This is a genomic window from Psychrobacter muriicola 2pS (genome assembly GCF_904846535.1).
Classification (GTDB): Bacteria; Pseudomonadota; Gammaproteobacteria; order Pseudomonadales; family Moraxellaceae; genus Psychrobacter; species Psychrobacter aquimaris.
In genome coordinates, this window is record NZ_CAJHBC010000003.1 from 36,707 (window position 1) to 56,707 (window position 20,001).

Sequence of the window (20,001 nt, forward strand, 5' to 3'; positions counted from 1 at the left end):
GGCTAAGCACCATTACTGTGCACTCTAGCTATTTTGTCTATTTACATTTAACGATATTCGGATACCAGCATGACTCATACAGAAATTAAGACAGATATTCCTTCCGTATTGCAACGCATTGTCGCCACTAAAGTGGAAGAAGTAAATGCCGCACGCGAGGTATTATCTCTTGAAGATTTACAAGCGCAAGTAGCGACGGATAACAAACCACGTCGTGGCTTTGCGGCGGCACTGCGAGCGGCCAGCACTAAAGAGCATGGTATTGGTATCATTGCTGAGATTAAAAAAGCCTCTCCTTCTAAGGGCGTTATCAATCACAACTTCGCGCCTGCCCTATTTGCCAAGCAATACGAGCAAGCGGGCGCCAGCTGTCTGTCTGTATTGACCGATCGCGATTATTTCCAAGGCGATGATAGCTACCTTATTCAAGCAGCTAATGCTGCAAGCCTACCGATACTACGTAAAGATTTTATGATAGATGTGTACCAGATCTATCAATCTTATCTGATGGGAGCTGACTGCATATTACTTATTATGGCTTGCCTTGACGACATCCAAGTACAAGAGCTACATGCGCTAAGTATCGAATTGGGTATGGACGTTTTGATAGAAGTACACACCAAAGCCGAGCTTGAACGGGCACTCCAGCTACCACGTTCAACGCATAATATTTACGGTATTAATAATCGTGATTTGAATACTTTCGATGTCGACTTGCAAACCACGCTGGATCTAAAAAATATTTTAATCGACGCACTGGCTGCTGATGTGGATAGCGCGCTTAAACCGCTTATCGTCACCGAAAGTGGCATTCATAATAGCGCTGATATTCGTTTGATGTTGAAGCACGATATTCAGCACTTTTTAATCGGTGAACAGTTCATGAAGACTGACCACCCTGGTCAAGCGTTACAATCCTTACTTGCGGGCGTCGCAGCAGACGGGTAAAGTAATTGGCATAGTGCAAGCGCTGATAAGGCTAGATAGCTTATATCGGTAAATTTCTGGCTATTATATAGACTATAGTTAGTTCAATTTAAAAGTGGTGCAAGACAACCGAGTGTAGATGTATATTTAATACTTCAAGCGAGGTTAACGCTGTAACACTTTTATAGTGGAGTGACTATATTAGCTCATTCATTCATCAACCAACGATACGTTAACTTTTATGTCAAACTCTCTATTTTCAAAAGAAATGCAAGACCAGCTCAAAGAGCTAAAAGGCCAACTTAGCAAAGGTCGCGATACCAATTCGCCTGAAGATGAAAACCAAAAACCCACTGATCCCGTATCATTACCTACGCAAAAGCAAGTAAACAAGACTGTCAAGCAAATGGCTAGCGAGCATATTGATGATGACAAAGTGCTGTTTATGCAAGCAATGCATGGTGTCAATCAGCTTGAAGACAAAAACGTGCGCTCACCTGCCAATGCTAGCAAAGCGGGTAAACCTGATGCGACTACCTTGTCTAAACGTGCTGCCGCGCAAGGTAGTGAAGCAAGTGATTTGGGGGCAGGCTTATCAGATATGCAAGCACTACTCAACCCTGTCGCTGCTGAAGCCTATCTATCTTACAAACAGCCGACTTTGCAGAATAAAATCTTTGATCAGCTTAAAAAAGGCAAGCTGCGTTGGTATGACGCCGTAGATATTCATGGTTGCACCATCGAAGAAGCGCGCGTGGCAATGACTCAACTCCTAAGCCAAGCAAAGCAGAAAAACGAGACCATGGTAAAAATCGTTCATGGTAAAGGCAGTGAAGCCATTTTAAAAACGTGCGTCAATGGCTGGCTACGTCAATTACCAGAAGTATTGGCATTTTGCTCTGCACCGCCAAAAGATGGTGGTAATGGTGCGGTATTGGTACTGCTCAAAAAACCTAAAGCTGATGGTGAATAGTTTTTAGTGTTAGATTCAGTAGTGGAAATCAAAAGGACTGCTTGTTTGCAGTCCTTTTTGTTATGCTGGTTTTTAAAATCATTATTTACCTCACATTTAACATCTAGCGATAGCGGTATTTGCATAAATTAGGATCAGACATTTATGAGCATACAAACCATTGAAAACACACAGCAACTAGATGAACACATCAAGGCTCTGATTGTTATCGAGCCAAGATTTTTGTCTATCTATGAACAAATTGGTATGCCCAGTTTACGGCATAATGTTGGTGGGTTTGAGCAGTTGATGCGAGCAATGGTCGGTCAACAGCTATCAGTAGCAGCGGCAAGCAGTATTTGGCAACGATTGCTTGATGCAGACTTAACGAACCCACAGGCAATAATTAAAGCAACAGATGAGGACTTACGAGCGCAAGGGTTATCTAAGCAAAAAACCCGCTATATTCGCTCATTAGTCGATCATGATATAGACTTTGCTGCGTTAGAAACCATGCCTGATGAAGAGGTGCTAAAAGTGCTGACGGCCGTTATCGGTATTGGCCGCTGGACGGCTGAGATGTATTTATTATTCTCTCTAAAACGTGCAGATGTGCTTGCGGTCGATGATCTAGCGATTAAAGTAGCGGCGATGGCGTTATTAGACTTAACAGAACGCCCAACGCCGAAACAGTTAAAGAACCTAACACAAGATTGGTCACCACATCGCAGCGCTGCCAGTTTGTTGCTATGGTCATACTACGGCTTATTACGTAATCAAACTGCTGTCCCTTTATAATGCCAAATACCCAAGTGATGATTCATCTTATCAAACTCGCTTAGTCTAGAATTTAGTATTTGTTTTCTTGGCTGCTCTAATTTTTGTGAATGGTATAAGATAAACGCTTGATACTTACCTCAAGTGCTTATCTTATACATTTTTTAAACCATAATTTTACGGCTGGTTCCATATAGAAAAGCCAGATTTTCTTTTTGCGTACTTGAACTTGATTTTCTTTAACATACGGCTTTTATTTCTCAATGCCTTTAACGCATTGTCTTTTTTACTCTCTACTGATTTAGAGGTTCGCTGACTGCCTTTTTCATCTGTCTTGACGCTATCTTTACTCAAGTCCACGGCATGCTTATCATCGTTATTGTTATCCGTATTGTCGCTAACATCGTCATCAGCATAGCCATCATTTGACAGATCTTCTGTCGTTTCAGCGACGTTATTTTCCTTATTTTTATCTTCAATTTCGTTTTCTATATGATGTTCAAGCTCAGTTTGATTCACGATAAGCTGCTGGGTTGGCAAGGCATGCTCGACATCATATTTCGCCACTTGGTTCAATAAATCAACAAATAAAACGTTCTGTTTATCATAGAACTCAGTCACGCCATTAGCGTTAACATAAGCCTGTAATTGAATGATATAGCAGTCTTGACGTAGCTCTAAAATATTGACCTGATTCCATTCTTGGTTGGTCAAATAATGCTCATCTATAAACTCATCCAAGTCTTTGACCATCTTAAAGACCACATCAATATCAGCAGTGCGTTTAATATATAACTGATGGAAGAAGCGAAACATATCGCGGGACGTAAAGTTTTCAATCTGCATCGATGAAAAATCACCATTTGGTACAGTCACGACCGTGCGCGTCAAGGTGCGCACACGCGATGAGCGAATACCAATATCAATGACTGTGCCTTCATAAGTGCCAAACTTACAATAATCACCAATACGTACGGGCGAATCCGCCACGACCACGACACTACCAACAAGGTTTTCGATGGTTTTTTGCGCACCCAGTGCTAATGCCAAACCACCCACACCCAAAGCGGCAATACCCGTGGTCAAATCAAAACCCAAATTACCGAAGATAACAATCACAGCAAAAATCAGCAGCAACGCTTTGACGACTTTGCGTAGCAGCCCCAAGATAGAGACCCGTTCAGTATAGTTTTTCTTATAACTTAAATTTACCGCACGAGTGAATATAGCATCGATGACTCGTAGCAGCAACCAAGTTAATGCCAACCAAGAAGCAATATCAGTAAAGCGATTGACCGGTTCTCGCAGCGTCACTGACACGCCCGCATATACCATCACTTCTGACAATATCAGCGCCATAATGACCACAGCCAGCGGTAATACGACTTTATTGGGTAATGGCAATGGTACACCGCGCACGCGAGGATAGACGATTCTCAATAGATGGTACAACAGCCACACCAGAATGTAAGTGAACACAAAGCTGCCGATAATCATGGTTAACGCTGCAACCAAATCTGCCATTTGATAACCAAACAGCTTTTTACCTTCTAATGAATCAAAGGTATAGCGAGACACTAGCGTTGGTTCAGTATTTTCTATGACTTCTGGTACTGAGCTGAGCGTATCCGTAGAAAACTGCCAGTACTGCTCTCCCTGCTTAGACACCACTCTTTCAAGTATCAGTGGCACACTTTTTTCGCCTACATTAATCGCACCGACGTTTTCTTGGCTTGGTGGTAGTTGATCGGTTAGATTGCCCTCAGGCGTATTATTAATCTGCAAATCAGGCTGAAAACGCCCTCCCGCATCCAGTGCTTGCTTAAATTGACGGACTATTGTCGTAGGATTGTCAGACTTTGATAAGTTTAAATAATTACTCGCCAGCAGATAATCATTTTCGCCTAGCGCACTAATGAAGCCCTGTACAGTATGCCGCGGTGTATCGCGTCCGAATGAATCTGGTATAGGCGTACTCGCCGATTCCTCACTAGTACTGCCGCCCATCCCCAGTGTGCTAGCTTCAACAGCAAACGCATTATTGGGCAATAAAACACTCAAGAGCATCACAAACAAAAACAAGATTGCCATTAGTGGCATTTTGATCGTTGAGTGTATTGAAGACAACTCGGGGCTAGGAATCATAGGAATCAGGCGATACTTAATAGACAAAACAAACCTCTTAGCATTATGAGTGGTACAACGAAGAACAAATGAGCGCTTCACTATAATAGCAATTATTTATAACAGCAGTGCTTTTGATTACACGTTTTTATGGTCTTCTATGTGAGTTATCTCCTCTCGCCTTTCTTTATGACTTTTAATTTTTTTATAACCTTTAACGAATTCCTTATGAATTTCTACTATGAATGAGAGTGATAATCGTTAAATGAATAAGCCGCAATATATCATGAAAACTACTCAGCTTACCGTGAATAAACATTAGGTTAAAGTGGTTTATAAAGCTGTTTATTTTGTAGATAATGAGCGCAGTTTTGCTTGTCTACTGTTTTTTGTAATTTTTAGCCATATTAACGTCAGTATGGTTACTTTTTATTTATGCATTTTTTAATATGATTACTTTGGAATTTACTATGTCTTTATCACGTTCATCTTCACGTACCTACCTTCGTTTGAGTATCTTAAGCGCATTGGGTTTACTTGCGGTTAACACTGCAATGGCAGTGACACCTGACGTTGCTATCATCAACGATAGCGAGCTACCACAAGTTGAGCTTGATGAAATCATCGTAACAGCAACCCGTACCCCCACTAAAACCAGTAATGTTATTGCACAAACTCGTGTGGTTGATAGTCAAGAGTTACAACGCTATCAGGGTCAAAGTGCCCTCGAAGTACTTAAGCATCAACCTGGAATAAGCTATTACACAAATGGTGGTCCTGGTACTACTTCAAACTTTTATATGCGCGGATATAATAACAAACAAATATTGGTACTCATTGATGGAGTCCGTTACAGCTCCCTGAGTACAGGTGGTGCAACTCTTAGCTTGTTACCTGCTGATCAAATTGATCGTATAGAAATTCTATACGGCGCATCTGGATCAAGCATCTATGGCGCTGATGCTATGGGCGGCGTGATTCAAGTATTTACGAAAGGCACGAACGTTGACAGAACCAATTTTTCAGTGACGGTTGGTGCAGGGTCACATGACGAATATCTGTATGGTGCCAGTGCACAATTTGCAAACCAAACAGGTACAACCTTAAGCTTATCAGCGAGTCATAACGAAACGGACGGCTATAATGCGACACTACCACGTAACCTGCCTGCTCAAACAGATGACGATGGATTTAAAAGCGATAATTACAGCATATCATTTAACCAAAAAATTAATGATAATTTGAAGTTAGGAGTCAATGGTATTTATTCAAAATCAACTACTGATATTGACGCTTATGATGATTACAATACTAGCGCCCCTGCTCTAAAACATGCTTTCTCCGATCAAAATAATGGTGCTGCTAGTGCCTATCTCGAACACACTAACGACAATAGCAATACTAAATTAACTTACGGTTATAGCATTGATGAATCAATAACCTATGAGACTGATTCAAAAAATGGCAGCAAATACGATACTAATCAGCAACAGATAAACTTAGTAAGAGCTCAAGACCTACCGATTGGTAAAGCCATTATAGGAGCTGAATACTTAAATCAAGAGCTAGAATCAAATGTATATACTACCAACGACCGTAAAATTAAAAGCGGATTTTTAGGTTATTTAGTATCACATAATAATATCGATGCTCAAGCAAATGTACGATACGATGATTACTCGGACTTTGACAGCAAAACTACTTACAACTTAGGTGCAGCCTACCACCTTAACCCAGAATTTCGTGTAGGTGCTAACTACGCTAAAGGATATCGAGCGCCTACTTTTAATGACTTATATGGTCCAGCCAGCTGGGGTAGTAATCCAAACTTAAAGCCAGAGACTAGTGATAACTATGAGGCTTTTATCGAGTATATTAACCAAACTCAATCTACTCGTCTTACTGGATATAACAACAAGGTTGAAGAACTGATTGCTAGCGATGGTATCAATACTGTTGAATACCCTTACGGCAAAAACATCAATGTTGATAAAGCAAAAATTAAGGGCGTTACCCTAACCTCTGACTGGAACATGGATAACTATCTCTTTGGTTTAAGCTATGACTATCAAAAAGCAACGGATAATAGTGATTACACTGGTAAAGTCGATTACTTTGGCAATCCTATTAACTACAATGGTAATTATCTTTCTATCCGTCCCGAACATAAAGGTCTAGTGTATTTGGGCTATCGCTTACCAAGCGTAGATATCCGCGCTGAGTATCAATACGTAGGCGATTATTATAGTGGTGTCGCCAATACAGATTCCCAATTGGTTGATTCTTACGGCTTATTGAATATTAGTGGCAACTATAAACTGACTGACAACCTATCTATGACGGCACGTTTAAACAATATTACCAATAAGAAATATGTGACTTTACCTGGCTATAACACCGATGGCACCAACTTCTTCACATCCCTGACCTATAACTGGTACTAAGTGTCTCTTAGCACTATTCAAACTCTCTGAACTCAAAATAAAAAAGGTCATCCATCGATGGCCTTTTTTATGTCTATATCTTTCCGTCCAACACCTTATGAACCTAAGCCGTCAGCTATTTATGTTATCCAACAGGTGACAATTCATGACTCATCTATTACAATAACGACCTCCGAGAGGTGTTGCGCCATAAGTATGAATCATGGATTATGTATTCAAAACTCCACTATTCAGCCCTTATGTTAGGCTCGGTAACTGTTAATAATTATTTCACTGATTATTGACAGCGCAAATAACGGCACCTGCGTTTTTATTCTTTTTATCATACCTTAACCACTGATAGGAGCATATTATGGACGCAGTGTCTAACACCCCATCTGCCCATACGATCGACCCCTCTTTCACTGACTATAAAGTCGCCGACATCAGTCTTGCTGACTACGGTCGCCGTGAAATCACCCTTGCTGAAGCCGAAATGCCTGCCCTAATGGGTTTGCGTAGCCGCTACGAAGCCGATCAGCCGCTTAAAGGCGCGAAAATCGCTGGCTGTATCCACATGACCATTCAGACTGCCGTACTTATCGAGACACTAGTCGCGCTTGGTGCTGAAGTACGCTGGACCTCATGTAATATTTTCTCAACTCAAGATCATGCTGCTGCGGCTATTGCTGCTGCCGGTATCTCTGTTTATGCTTGGAAAGGCGAAACGGAAGAAGAGTACGAGTGGTGCTTACGTCAACAAATCCACGTTGGTGGCGAAGCATCAGGTCAGCTTTGGGATGCTAACTTAATCTTAGATGACGGCGGTGATTTGACTGCTTTGATTCATAATGATTATGCAGAAATGCTTGATAGCATCCATGGTATCTCAGAAGAAACCACCACTGGTGTGCATCGTTTGGTTGAGATGCTAAATAAAGGGTCGCTTAAAGTACCCGCTATCAACGTCAACGACGCAGTTACCAAATCTAAGAACGACAATAAATACGGCTGCCGTCATAGCTTGAATGACGCTATCAAACGCGCTACCGACATGTTCCTTGCTGGTCGCCGCGCCTTAGTGATCGGTTATGGTGACGTTGGTAAAGGCTCTACGCAGAGCTTACGTCAAGAAGGTATGATTGTACGTGTTTCAGAAGTTGACCCTATTTGTGCGATGCAAGCATGTATGGATGGCTTCGAAGTATTGTCACCTTACATTAATGGTGATAACACTGGCGGCGCAGAAAACATCAATACCCGTTTGCTTGAAGATACTGACATGATCGTTACCACCACTGGTAACTACCATGTTTGTGACAGACATATGCTAGCAGCCCTTAAGCCTGGTGCGGTTGTTTGTAACATCGGTCACTTTGACACCGAGATCGACACACAGTTTATGCGTGATAACTGGCGCTGGGTTGAGATTAAGCCACAAGTGCATCAAATCTTCCGCTCGGACGATGAAAACGATTACTTGATTTTGCTTGCTGAAGGTCGCTTAGTGAACCTTGGTAACGCCACTGGTCACCCATCACGCGTGATGGACGGCTCATTTGCTAACCAAGTATTGGCACAAATGTATCTGTTCGAAGAAAAGTTTGCTGACTTGCCAGCCGACGCACGTACTGACAATTTATACGTAAAAGTATTGCCTAAGAAATTAGACGAAGAAGTCGCTGCGGCGATGGTTGCAGGCTTTAATGGTACTCTAACGAAGCTAACTGAAAAACAAGCAGAGTATTTGGGTGTGCCTGTCGAAGGTCCATTTAAGCCTGACGCTTATAAATACTAAAAGGAGCCAGACTGTGACTAAGCCTGCTTTCTCCTTCGAGTTTTTTCCAGCCAAAACCGAGCTAGGTCATGAAAAGCTACTCAGCACTTACGATGAGCTGAATAAGCTATCACCTGCGTACTTTTCGGTGACCTACGGTGCGGGTGGCTCAACCCGCAACCGCACTTTAGATATCGTCCAAGCACTATGCGCACGCGGCGACACTGACATTGCGCCGCATATATCTTGTATCGGTGATGACAAAGCAGAAATCGCTGAATTGCTCGATCTGTATAAGAATTTGGGCATCAAGCGCTTAGTCGCTCTGCGTGGTGATTTACCGTCAGGTCAAGTCGGTATGGGCGAGCTGCCGTTTGCGTTAGACTTGGTTAAGTTTATCCGTGAGCATTCAGGTGACCACTTCCATATCGAAGTAGCTGCCTACCCTGAGATGCATCCCCAAGCGCGTAGCTTTGAGTTTGATATTGACAATTTGATCAATAAATACCAAGCGGGTGCCAATGCGTCGATTACCCAGTTTTTCTATAACGCTGATAGTTACTTATATTTGCGTGATACCTTAGAGAAGCGTGGCATCGATACGGTTGAGCAGCCTTTGATCGCTGGTATCATGCCGATTACCAACTCAAGTAATTTGGTACGCTTTGCCGATAGCTGTGGCGCTGATATTCCGCGTTATGTGCGTAAGCGATTGGCTGACTTTGGCGATGACCGCAAAGCGATTCGCGAATTTGGTTTTGATGTGGTCTATCGTTTGTGCGAGCGCTTGATTAGCGAGGGTGTACCTGCCATGCATTTCTATAGCATGAATAAAATTGAGCCAAACAAGCGCTTGGTTGAAGCACTAGGACTCTCCGCTTAAACCTTTCGTCGAATTTATGGTGTAAAGACTGGCGTTCTTAGGAGCGCCAGTTTTTTATTGCGCCTCCTATTTACTAAAACAAGTTTTTGCTATATTAGGAAAATTTAAACCATCAAGTTATGTAGCGTATGTTGAATATCCATGAATAGGGCTTAAAGCCACTATAAAGTCGTTATCTTTAATAACCTAATGACAAACCCTTTACCCACTCAAACGATATTCTGCTAAGATATTTGAAAATATTATTATTTAAACAATAGGACTAAGCGACTGTGCGACGTTTTTTTTATGACACCAGTAATAACATTAGTGATGAAAGAGGCTTACTCCATCCTCAATTGAGTACTTTGCCTATCGGCGCCAACGTTGAATTAACAGAAAGCATCGCCCATCATTGGTGCCGTGTATTGCGTGCTAATATTGGCGATCAAGGCATTTTATTCGATGGCTTTGGCGGCGAATATCAGGTGCAGCTACAAACCATCAGCAAAAAGCACGCCACTGTGACTTTATTGGCTCATATCAATACGGATCGTAGCGCGTCTATGTTCACTAAAGTCGGTCTGGTGATGAGCCGCGGCGAACGCATGGACTATGCGATTCAGAAATCCACCGAACTGGGTGTCACTGCCATTCAATTATTAAGCAGTCATCATGGCGAGGTGAATTTAAAACCTGCCCAAGTAGAGAAAAAACTGGCACATTGGCAGCAAGTTGCCATTGCCGCGTGTGAGCAATGCGGTCTGAATCGTCCACCGCTTATTATTGCGCCTGTGTCTATCAATGACTGGTTACAAGGGTCAGCGACCCACTCTTTAGATTCACAAATGGACGTTAGCCCTCCTACTGTTAGTCCTATTGTCACAACCCTTAGCCAAGACCCTTATTATCAAATATTACAGCAACCAGCAGATTTGCGGATGCAACTGAGCGTGCCAGCGGCAGGACAACCAGCCATACCTAAGTCGCTACCAGAGGTCTTGAAACAGCAGTCTCCTTATATTGAGCTGTTAATAGGCCCTGAAGGTGGTCTGAGCGTTGATGAATGTCAGCAAGCAGCCAATGTTGGTTTTGAACCTTGGCAAATTGGCTCAAGAATCTTACGCACCGAGACTGCACCCGTGGTGGCGTTGGCAACCCTACAGGCTTTGAGCCATTAAGAGTAAAAATGCCATAGGTGTAATCCTAATTACTGTTCAATTTTGACGTAATGAGTCCAATTATGACTGCTTTCGCTCCTATTTCAATCGCAGACAAACAGCAACTGCTGGCCGATTTATGCGAGCAGCTTGATGATGCCATATTTATCTTGGATGCCAATTTACGCTATCTATCAGTCAATGCCAGCTATGAGATCATCATTGGCTACAGCGATGCATTTCTACTTGGAAGGCCACTTGGCATTTATGCAGCAGAGTTTTTATCAAATGAAGAAAGGGTTATTTTAGCAGATATCACTAACCGTCTAGACCGCAATGGTTTTTATGAAAATGACTTTTCGATGCCGAACCGCTATGGACAAATACTTGACTGTCACATGACTTATCGCAAAATTTGTGCCAATCATAAGACCTACTATGTTGGTATGGTGCGTGATATGTCTGCGGTCGTCAAAGACCAAAAACAGGTGGCTCATTTGCTCAATTATGATCAATTGACTGGGCTACCAAACCGTAAAGTGTTCTTGAGTCAGACCAGCGATTTATTGTTGGACAGCTATCAGGAAGTCGTGATTGTACGCTTCAATATTGACCGTTATCGTAACCTAGCAAGCTTGCTAGGCCCTGATGGCATCAACACTTTGGTAAAAAACTTTGTCACACGCGTGAAGAACCTTAAGCTCGATAATTTACATTGCTTTTCCCATTTTGGCGGCGATGATTTTGCATTATTATTCGAATCTAATGACGCTAATATGGTACGTCATCAACTAGACAGCTTAATGCAAATGTGTGAACGCCCCTTCTCCTTAGATGAGAACACTGCAACAGACGCCAAGATTTATTGTCATGTTTCCGTCGGTGTCAGTTATTTTCCCACTAATGATGACGAACTGACAGGATTATTGACCAAGGCTGAAAAAGCGCTGCATTATGTTAAGCAGCAAGGCGGTGATGACATCTGCTGGTATGATACGGCTATTGATGAAGCCACTGCTGGTAGCTTGCAGTTAGAGGCGGAACTTAGAGCTGCCGCCACTGAAAATCAGTTTGTTCCTTATTATCAACCGAAATTTGAACTGGCTACTGGCATCATTATTGGTTTTGAAGCCCTAGTACGTTGGCAACACCCGACTCGCGGACTACTAAAGCCGATACATTTTATCAATGCCATTATCAATCATAAACTGTCGTTTGAACTGTTCTCGCACATGGCGGTTCAAATTGCTAAGCAGTTATCTACTTGGCAACAGCAAGGATTTTGTCAGCACATCTGTATCAATGCAGATGCAGCCGAATTTAGCCACCCTGAATTTTCTGAGATGGTCAGCAGTTTACTGGTGGAATACCGTATTTCTGCGCAGCAGCTACATATTGAAGTCACCGAATCATCCTTAATTCAGCGTCATGCAAACGTCAAAAAACAGCTTAATTTGCTCAAAGAGCTGGGAATTTGTCTGGCTTTAGATGACTTTGGCACCGGTTATGCGTCTTTAAGTTACTTACAAGAATATCCGTTTGATTTTATTAAAATTGACAAAAGTTTTATATCCAACATCGACACCGATCGTACCCAACATGCCATTGTAAAAGCTATTTTAGACTTGGCAGTTGCACTCGATATGCAGGTGGTCGCCGAAGGAATCGAAACTGAACAACAGCGCGATGTGTTGTTGAAGATGGGCTGCCAACAGGGGCAAGGCTATTGGTTTGGCAAACCAGTGCCAGCAGATGCTGCGACCGACATGTTGATTCAGCAGTACGCCGCCAAATAAACCCCTTTTAATGGATGTTTGTTTATCTAGTATCATTATTACTTTCATATAGTTATTCGTACATTATCTTAGCGCCTAACGTCGATTGTATAACCGATGCAAGATAGGTTCATGACTTATCAGTGCTGTCACCAAACTTGTATAATCCTCTATGAAAGCCTATCTTTTATAGTGAATTTGTTAGGTCTTATAAATTTTTAAGCCGACTCTAACACTCACCATTTTTTAAATATCATATTTATGTAATCAATAATGTAGATGATCTGCTTGACGGCCTATCATTGATTTAGGTTCGCTAAATTAAAGTAGGCGATATCGGTATGCGACACCATCGTGCCCCACTTGCCTACTTCTTCGACTACCATTGATTGCATACTAAAAAGGACAGGAAGTTATGCAATACAAAGCGCCCTTACGTGACATTCAATTCGTGATGCATGAGTTACTTGATAGCGAAAGCCACTATAAAACCCTGCCAGCATTCCAAGAAGCTGACCGCGAGCTAATGGACAGCCTGTTTGAAATGGCTGCAAGCTTTGCTGAAAACGAGCTGTCACCCTTGAATCAAAGCGGTGACGCTGAAGGCTGCCAATTTAATAATGGTCAAGTCACCACGCCAAAAGGCTTTAAAGAAGCATACAAAGCGTATTGTGAGCTTGGCTTCCCAGCCTTATCTGCTGAAGAAGATTTTGGCGGTCAAAACATGCCGTTCTCATTATCGACAGTCATTAATGAAATGGTTGGTACGGCTAACTGGTCATTCTCGATGTACCCTGGTTTATCGCATGGTGCCATTCAAACCATCGAGCATCACGGTACGGACGAGCAAAAGCAAACCTACCTAGAAAAAATGGTCACGGGCGAATGGTCAGGCACTATGTGCTTAACTGAAGCACATGCGGGTTCTGATTTGGGCATCATCCGCACCAAAGCCGAGCCTAAAGAAGATGGTAGCTATAGCATTACTGGTCAAAAAATCTTCATCTCAGCTGGCGAGCATGACTTAACGGATAACATTATTCATATCGTCTTGGCTCGTCTGCCAGGCGCACCTGCTGGCACAAAAGGCATCTCACTGTTTATCGTTCCTAAGGTAACGGTCAACGAAGATGGTAGCCTAGGTGAAAACAATAACGTCGTTTGTGGCTCTATTGAACACAAAATGGGTATCAAAGCCTCAGCCACTTGCGTGATGAACTTTGATAGCGCAACCGGTTATCTAATTGGCCCTGAAAACCGTGGTCTACAGTGCATGTTTACCTTTATGAACGTGGCCCGTATCGGTACGGCAGTTCAAGGCTTAACAGCAGCAGAATATGCGTTCCAAGGCTCATTAACTTATGCCAAAGATCGTCTAGCGATGCGCTCGCTTTCAGGTGTTAAAGCCCCTGAAAAAGTAGCTGACCCTATCATTGTACATCCAGCCGTTCGTAATATGCTGTTGACCGAAAAAGCCTTTGCTGAAGGTGGTCGTGCTTTAGTTTATTACCTCGCACATTTTGCGGATACCGTTGCAAAAGGTGAAGGCGATGATCTTAAGTTTGCTGATCAAATGTTGTCACTATTGACCCCAATTGCTAAAGCCTTCCTAACTGAAACGGGTCTAGAAGCAGCAAATCATGGCGTACAGGTTTATGGTGGTCATGGCTTTATCAGCGAATGGGGCATGGAGCAGAACGTGCGCGATACGCGTATTGCTTGCTTATACGAAGGCACCACTGAAATTCAAGCACTCGATCTACTAGGTCGTAAAGTATTGGGTTCACAAGGTAAACTGCTTGCAAACTTTGTAAAAATCATCCAGACATTCTGTGAAGAAAACAAAGAAAATGACGAGATGGGTCAATTTATTCGCCCACTTGCCAAACACCTTAAAGAATGGGGTGATTTGACTGCACGTATCGGCATGCAAGCCACTGAAAACCCAGATGCAGTTGGCGGCGCTGCTGTGGATTATATGTATTTCAGCGGTTATGTGACGCTAGCCTACTTATGGGCACGCATGGCGTTAGTGGCACAAACTGAACTTGCTAACGGTAGTAGCGAACAAGCCTTCTACGACGCGAAAGTAAAAACCGCGCAGTTCTATTTTGCTAAGCTATTGCCACGTACCACCACTCACGTACAGCGTATCAGCACTGGTGTTGAGCCATACATGAGCATGGACGTTGATCAGTTCGCTTTTTAATTAGACGTTGATCACTTCTAATACTGTCTTTTTATCGGCAACATACTCAGGTGTGTTGCCGATTTTCTTAGCGCTATTAAAATTAATAACGAATAGACTCAACACTTTCAAAAAATCCAATCTTATTTTTATAAAGGCTATCCTTTATCAATACTTTTGGTGTACGCACAATTCACGAAGAAACACACCCGTGCGCAAGCTTATTTGCTAAACTTTGATTATTAACCACTAAAGTTAGACCAAAAGAACAATTCATATCTTTAACAACTTCAATTTTGTTTATTTAAACCAAAGGAATGTTTATGGCTGTTTATAATGCCCCTCTGAATGACATGCGCTTTATCTTAAATGATGTATTTAACGCGCCTAAATTTTGGCAAAACAACGAAAACTTAGCTCATGTCGACATGGAAACAGTCGATATGATTTTGGAAGAAATGGCAAAACTGTCAAAAAACATTCTTTTGCCAATCAACCGCAGCGGTGACGAAGAAGGCGCAACCTTTGAAGGTAATGGCGTCGTCACAACCCCTACTGGCTTTAAAGAAGCCTATAAGCAGTATGCTGAATCAGGCTGGGTTGGCCTCAGTGGTGATTCTGAATATGGTGGTCAAGGTTTCCCAAAGATGGTGACCATGCTGACTGAAGAGATGGTATTCACTGCCAACCAGTCATTTGCCCTCTACCCTAACCTAACCGTTGGCGCGACGCTTTGTCTAAATGCAGCCGCTTCTGAAGAACAAAAACAAACGTATCTAGAAAAAATGTACAACGGCGAGTGGGCGGGCACCATGTGTTTGACAGAGCCACATGCGGGTACTGACTTGGGTATCATCAAGACCAAAGCCGTGCCTAACGATGATGGCAGCTATGACATTTCTGGTACCAAAATCTTCATTACTGGCGGTGAGCATGACTTAACCGAAAACATCATTCATTTGGTGTTAGCAAAAACCCCTAATGCACCAGAAGGCTCAAAAGGTATTTCACTATTTGTCGTACCAAAATTTTTGGTCAATGCAGATGGAAGCTTGGGCGAGCGTAACACCCTAGCAGTCGGCTCTATCGAGCATAAAATGGGTATCAAAGCCTCAGCCACTTGTGTCATGAACTTCGATAATGCTAAAGGTTGGATGGTTGGTGCCGAAAATACCGGTCTGTCGTCAATGTTTATTATGATGAACTATGAGCGTGTGACCATGGGCTTACAAGGCCTTGGTGGTTCTGAGCTTGCTTACCAAAACGCAGCGCTATATGCCAATGATCGTGGTCAAGGTCGTAGCGATACCCAGCTGCAAAGTCCAGAAAAACCAGCTGATGCCATCATTCATCATGCCGATGTGCGCCGTATGCTATTGAATGCCAAAGCCAACACCGAAGCGTCACGTTGCTTTGCCATGTACGTTGCCAAAAATCTTGATGAAGAGAAGTTTAGTACCGATCCAGAAGCCGCTCAAGCTGCCGCCGCACGTGTTGCTCTACTGACGCCAGTGGCTAAAGCATTCTTGACCGACAAAGCACTAGAAGCTACTATTGATTGTCAGCAAGTATTCGGTGGTCACGGCTATATCCGCGAATGGGGTATGGAGCAAATCGTTCGTGATACCCGTATTGCCCAGATTTATGAAGGCACCAATGGTATTCAAGCACTTGACCTACTAGGTCGCAAAGTCGCTCGTAATAATGGTAAGTATGTCACGCATTTCTTGGGTGAAATTCGTGATTTTGTCAATAACATGCAAGCGGATCATGGTATTAAGCAAGCCACACTAGATGCCGCTGATACAATTGAAGCGCTAACCACGACCGTGCTTAGCAATATTAGTGAACGTAAAAATGAGATAAATGGCTGTGCAGTGGACTATATGCATGCCTTTGGTTACCTAGCTTATTCATACATGTTTGCCCTGATGGTTGAAGCAGCTAACGGTAAAGAAGGTGATTTTTATACCAATAAAGCCAAGCTTGCCGATTATTTCGTCGGCCGTATTTTGCCACGCATTGATGCTCATGCGCAGATGGTTCAAGCAGGTAGTGATCCAATGATGAATTTTGATCTGAATTACTTTGACGTACCTGCTAGCTAATTTTTTACTTTTATAATAAAGTAAACCATACCGCACTACGATAAAAGGGACAGTCACGCTACTGTCCTTTTTTTTGCCAAAAATATCATCACGATAATCGTTTCAACAATTAATATAATGAGCGCCACAAAATAACTGCTAACAAAATAGTTAACCGCCCATGCGTTGTTACGATTAAAATAGCGCATGGTCATAAGCATTGAGATCAATACCAATATCCCTAACTCTTAAATTAACAGACTGCAAATTGTCGAGCTTTAAATTAAATATAGAAAATATCACGGCATTGATAAATACAATAATCACTAAAATAAAATATATCCTTGCATATACTGAATAATGACAATGATTGAAATAACCACCACAAGGGATGCAATGTGTCAGAAATAAAACACATTTTACAACAGATTACTGCCTTAAGTGATGTGCCAGATCCTGCGGTACTCAAACGCTTAATCGATGAGCTACGCGTGAGTGATAAAGAGCCTGCGTTAGCCAATCAAAACATTCAAGATCTGATTGATATTTTACGTCAACATCCAGAATATGCAGATGGGCTGTCAAGTTTTGTCTTAAAACTTATTATTGAATATCGTCAAATTGCTTTATATACCGATACTGGCATCATGTCAGATCAAGGGTTTTTTAATAGCCTGCGCCGCCTTATCGGGCATCGTTTTTTACCGCTATTGCCACAAGAAGACTCTGTCGTAGAATTGGTCGGTTATTTATTTGATAAACGCTCTGATGAGCGCTGGCTTGCCAATATTGAAAAAGACAAATGGGATGAGCTGGTCGAGCTACTCAAAGTCGATAAGCAGCATTTAAACTTAGTGGCGACGGCAAAAAACAGTATTTTGAACGCCATTATCATTTTATCCTATCGTATCAGCGGCATTGGCTTGCACCCGGATTTGATGGAATTTTATCCGCAAATGCTGAATTATTCAGCATCATTTGTGGCACAAAATCAAGAAGCGGTCTTGTATGTCAATCAGTACCGTGAAGCTCATGAACTTGATACTTTAACGGACATTACTCCTGAAAAAGCGGTGGACCCAGCGCCGTTATTGGTCATGATTGAACAATGCGAAGATATCGTTGCCACCATACGCAAGCGGATTTATAAAACCGGTATCTCTATTCGCCTAACCAATATGATGCTACGCTTAGATCAAAGCTTGCAGCGTATGCGCATCTTAACTGAGCTGGTAGCAGACAATTATGATAAGCGCGATCAGGCAATCATTGAGCTGATTCAAGCGCTGATTACCACTGCCAGCCGTCGCTATAGTATTGGCTATTTGATTGATAATAATACCAAGCTGTTGTCACGCAAAGTTACCGAAAACGCCAGCCGCGTCGGCGAACATTATATTAGTACCGATAAAGCGGGCTATCAAAAAATGTTCAAAAAAGCATCTATCGGTGGTTTTATCATTGCTTTTATGGCAACGCTGAAGATATTGGCCTATAACCTAGCCCTCGCACCGATGGGACGCGCCTTTGTAAATAGCATGATTTATGGATTGGGCTTTGTTTTCATCCATATCGTTCATGGGACGGTCGCCACCAAGCAGCCAGCCATGACAGCAGCGGCAATCGCCTCTACCATCTCGGACAGTTCTGGCAAAAAATCACACCAGTTAAATAAGCTATCAGAGTTGGTGGTCGATATTTTACGTACCCAATTTGTGGCGATTATGGGTAATATCATGCTAGCAATACCAGTTGCCCTGATTATCTCTTTTGCGTGGTTACAATATACCGGCGCGCCGATGATTAATACCGACAAGGCTGCACACTTACTGCATGATCTTGACCCCTTTCATTCACTGGCACTACCCCATGCAGCAATCGCTGGCGTGTATTTATTTTTATCAGGTCTGATCGCTGGTTACTATGATAACTTGGCAGTCTATAACCAAATCGGTGCCCGTATTCAGCGCCATAAGCTACTTCAATATGTATTACCCAAATCTTGGTTGCAGCGTTTAGGCGGCTTTATAGAAGCCAATCTTGGCGCCATTATGGGCAATTTCTTATTCGGGGTGTTCTTAGGTAGTACCGCAACAATTGGCTATTTATTTGGCTTACCGATTGATATACGCCATATTGCATTTGCCTCAGCCAATCTAGCGCATGGGCTGTTTAATATGTCCGCCAACCAGTGGGATTGGCAGATTGTCTTTGTCTCTATTTTGGGGGTTGCCCTCATCGGTATGGTAAACCTCATGGTAAGCTTCTCACTCGCCTTATTTGTGGCACTGCGCTCTAAAGAAGTTAAATTCCTTGAGTGGAGCCGTTTAACCAAGCAGATTTTTAGTCACATGCTCACCCATCCTTCTGACTTTTTCTGGCCACGTGATAAGCCTATGAAGTATGCTCGTATCGACAGCCAAGGACATATGATTTTTGACGATACCAGCGCTCATAAAGGCGGACAACCTATACCTAATAACTATGTTGTGCGCCGTTTGTCTGATGTAAAAATCCTACCTAAATCTAAGCAAAAAAGCATGCATAATGAACAGGCTATCACAGACATAGATTACGATAATAATATCTCAAATGGTGACGCTGATCCTCTGCTAAAAAGTCGGGAAACACACAACACCACCAATCATATCAGCACTAAAAAAACCATTGAACTCGATGATGGGCTGATAGATGAGGAGCTCAATAGCGTCCCTTATAGCAGTGATATTCAATATGACAAAGCGCATAGAGCATTTCATGAGGATAATGAGACGACTGCCCATTATGAAAGCGATAATAGCAACCCTGAAAGCAAGGCCGCGGGCGATGCTAAAACATCACTGCCTAAACCAAAAAAACCACCAAACCTACCCAGTTAATGGGAAGATTTTGGTGGTTTAAGAAATCGTTTGTCTAAGTCAGATAGCTAGGGCATGTCCTCATTTTAAA

Annotated in this window: 12 protein-coding genes; 11 read left to right on the forward strand and 1 reads right to left on the reverse strand. The window is 42.5% G+C overall.

Going from position 1 to position 20,001, the window contains the following annotated elements; translation table 11 throughout:
- Positions 1–69 precede the first annotated feature (69 nt).
- The 3 genes from trpC (at position 70) to JMX93_RS04940 (ending at position 2,677) form a co-directional block, all read left to right on the forward strand.
- Entirely contained in the window at positions 70–948 is an 879-nt protein-coding gene (gene trpC, locus JMX93_RS04930) for an indole-3-glycerol phosphate synthase TrpC (RefSeq protein ID WP_499204038.1), read from the forward strand.
- 220 nt (positions 949–1,168) lie between these two features.
- Positions 1,169–1,900, forward strand: a complete 732-nt coding sequence (locus JMX93_RS04935; RefSeq protein WP_193013267.1) for a Smr/MutS family protein — start codon at positions 1,169–1,171, stop codon at positions 1,898–1,900.
- 144 nt (positions 1,901–2,044) lie between these two features.
- The gene (locus JMX93_RS04940) at positions 2,045–2,677 is read left to right on the forward strand and encodes a DNA-3-methyladenine glycosylase family protein (protein ID WP_499204039.1); all 633 of its coding nucleotides are present in this window, start codon (positions 2,045–2,047) and stop codon (positions 2,675–2,677) included.
- Between the two features lie 156 nt (positions 2,678–2,833).
- On the opposite strand, the gene JMX93_RS04945 is transcribed toward JMX93_RS04940, so the two are convergent.
- A complete protein-coding gene (locus JMX93_RS04945; protein ID WP_443558924.1) occupies positions 2,834–4,828 on the reverse strand; it encodes a mechanosensitive ion channel family protein in 1,995 nt (664 codons plus the stop codon).
- Between the two features lie 422 nt (positions 4,829–5,250).
- Between JMX93_RS04945 and JMX93_RS04950 the strand changes: the two genes are divergently transcribed.
- From JMX93_RS04950 to JMX93_RS04985, 8 genes are all read left to right on the forward strand, one after another.
- On the forward strand, positions 5,251–7,224 hold the full coding sequence (locus JMX93_RS04950; protein ID WP_499204040.1) for a TonB-dependent receptor plug domain-containing protein: 1,974 nt from the start codon (positions 5,251–5,253) through the stop codon (positions 7,222–7,224).
- Positions 7,225–7,576: 352 nt separating this feature from the next.
- On the forward strand, positions 7,577–9,001 hold the full coding sequence (gene ahcY / locus JMX93_RS04955; RefSeq protein WP_443214581.1) for an adenosylhomocysteinase: 1,425 nt from the start codon (positions 7,577–7,579) through the stop codon (positions 8,999–9,001).
- A 13-nt stretch (positions 9,002–9,014) separates the two neighbouring features.
- The gene (locus JMX93_RS04960; protein WP_499204041.1) at positions 9,015–9,863 is read left to right on the forward strand and encodes a methylenetetrahydrofolate reductase; all 849 of its coding nucleotides are present in this window, start codon (positions 9,015–9,017) and stop codon (positions 9,861–9,863) included.
- Positions 9,864–10,135: 272 nt separating this feature from the next.
- The gene (locus JMX93_RS04965; RefSeq protein WP_499204042.1) at positions 10,136–11,023 is read left to right on the forward strand and encodes a 16S rRNA (uracil(1498)-N(3))-methyltransferase; all 888 of its coding nucleotides are present in this window, start codon (positions 10,136–10,138) and stop codon (positions 11,021–11,023) included.
- A 62-nt stretch (positions 11,024–11,085) separates the two neighbouring features.
- Positions 11,086–12,798: a putative bifunctional diguanylate cyclase/phosphodiesterase gene (locus JMX93_RS04970; protein ID WP_499204043.1), complete on the forward strand. Its 1,713-nt coding sequence runs from the start codon at positions 11,086–11,088 to the stop codon at positions 12,796–12,798.
- A 394-nt stretch (positions 12,799–13,192) separates the two neighbouring features.
- Positions 13,193–14,986, forward strand: coding sequence for an acyl-CoA dehydrogenase C-terminal domain-containing protein (locus JMX93_RS04975; RefSeq protein WP_499204044.1), 1,794 nt, complete (start codon positions 13,193–13,195; stop codon positions 14,984–14,986).
- A 302-nt stretch (positions 14,987–15,288) separates the two neighbouring features.
- Positions 15,289–17,073 (forward strand): acyl-CoA dehydrogenase C-terminal domain-containing protein, encoded by a 1,785-nt coding sequence (locus JMX93_RS04980; RefSeq protein WP_496191631.1) that lies wholly within the window; start codon positions 15,289–15,291, stop codon positions 17,071–17,073.
- Positions 17,074–17,450: 377 nt separating this feature from the next.
- Positions 17,451–19,931 carry a site-specific recombinase gene (locus tag JMX93_RS04985; protein WP_193012289.1) on the forward strand — a complete coding sequence of 827 codons (2,481 nt, stop codon included), beginning with the start codon at positions 17,451–17,453 and terminating at the stop codon, positions 19,929–19,931.
- Positions 19,932–20,001: the final 70 nt, after the last annotated feature.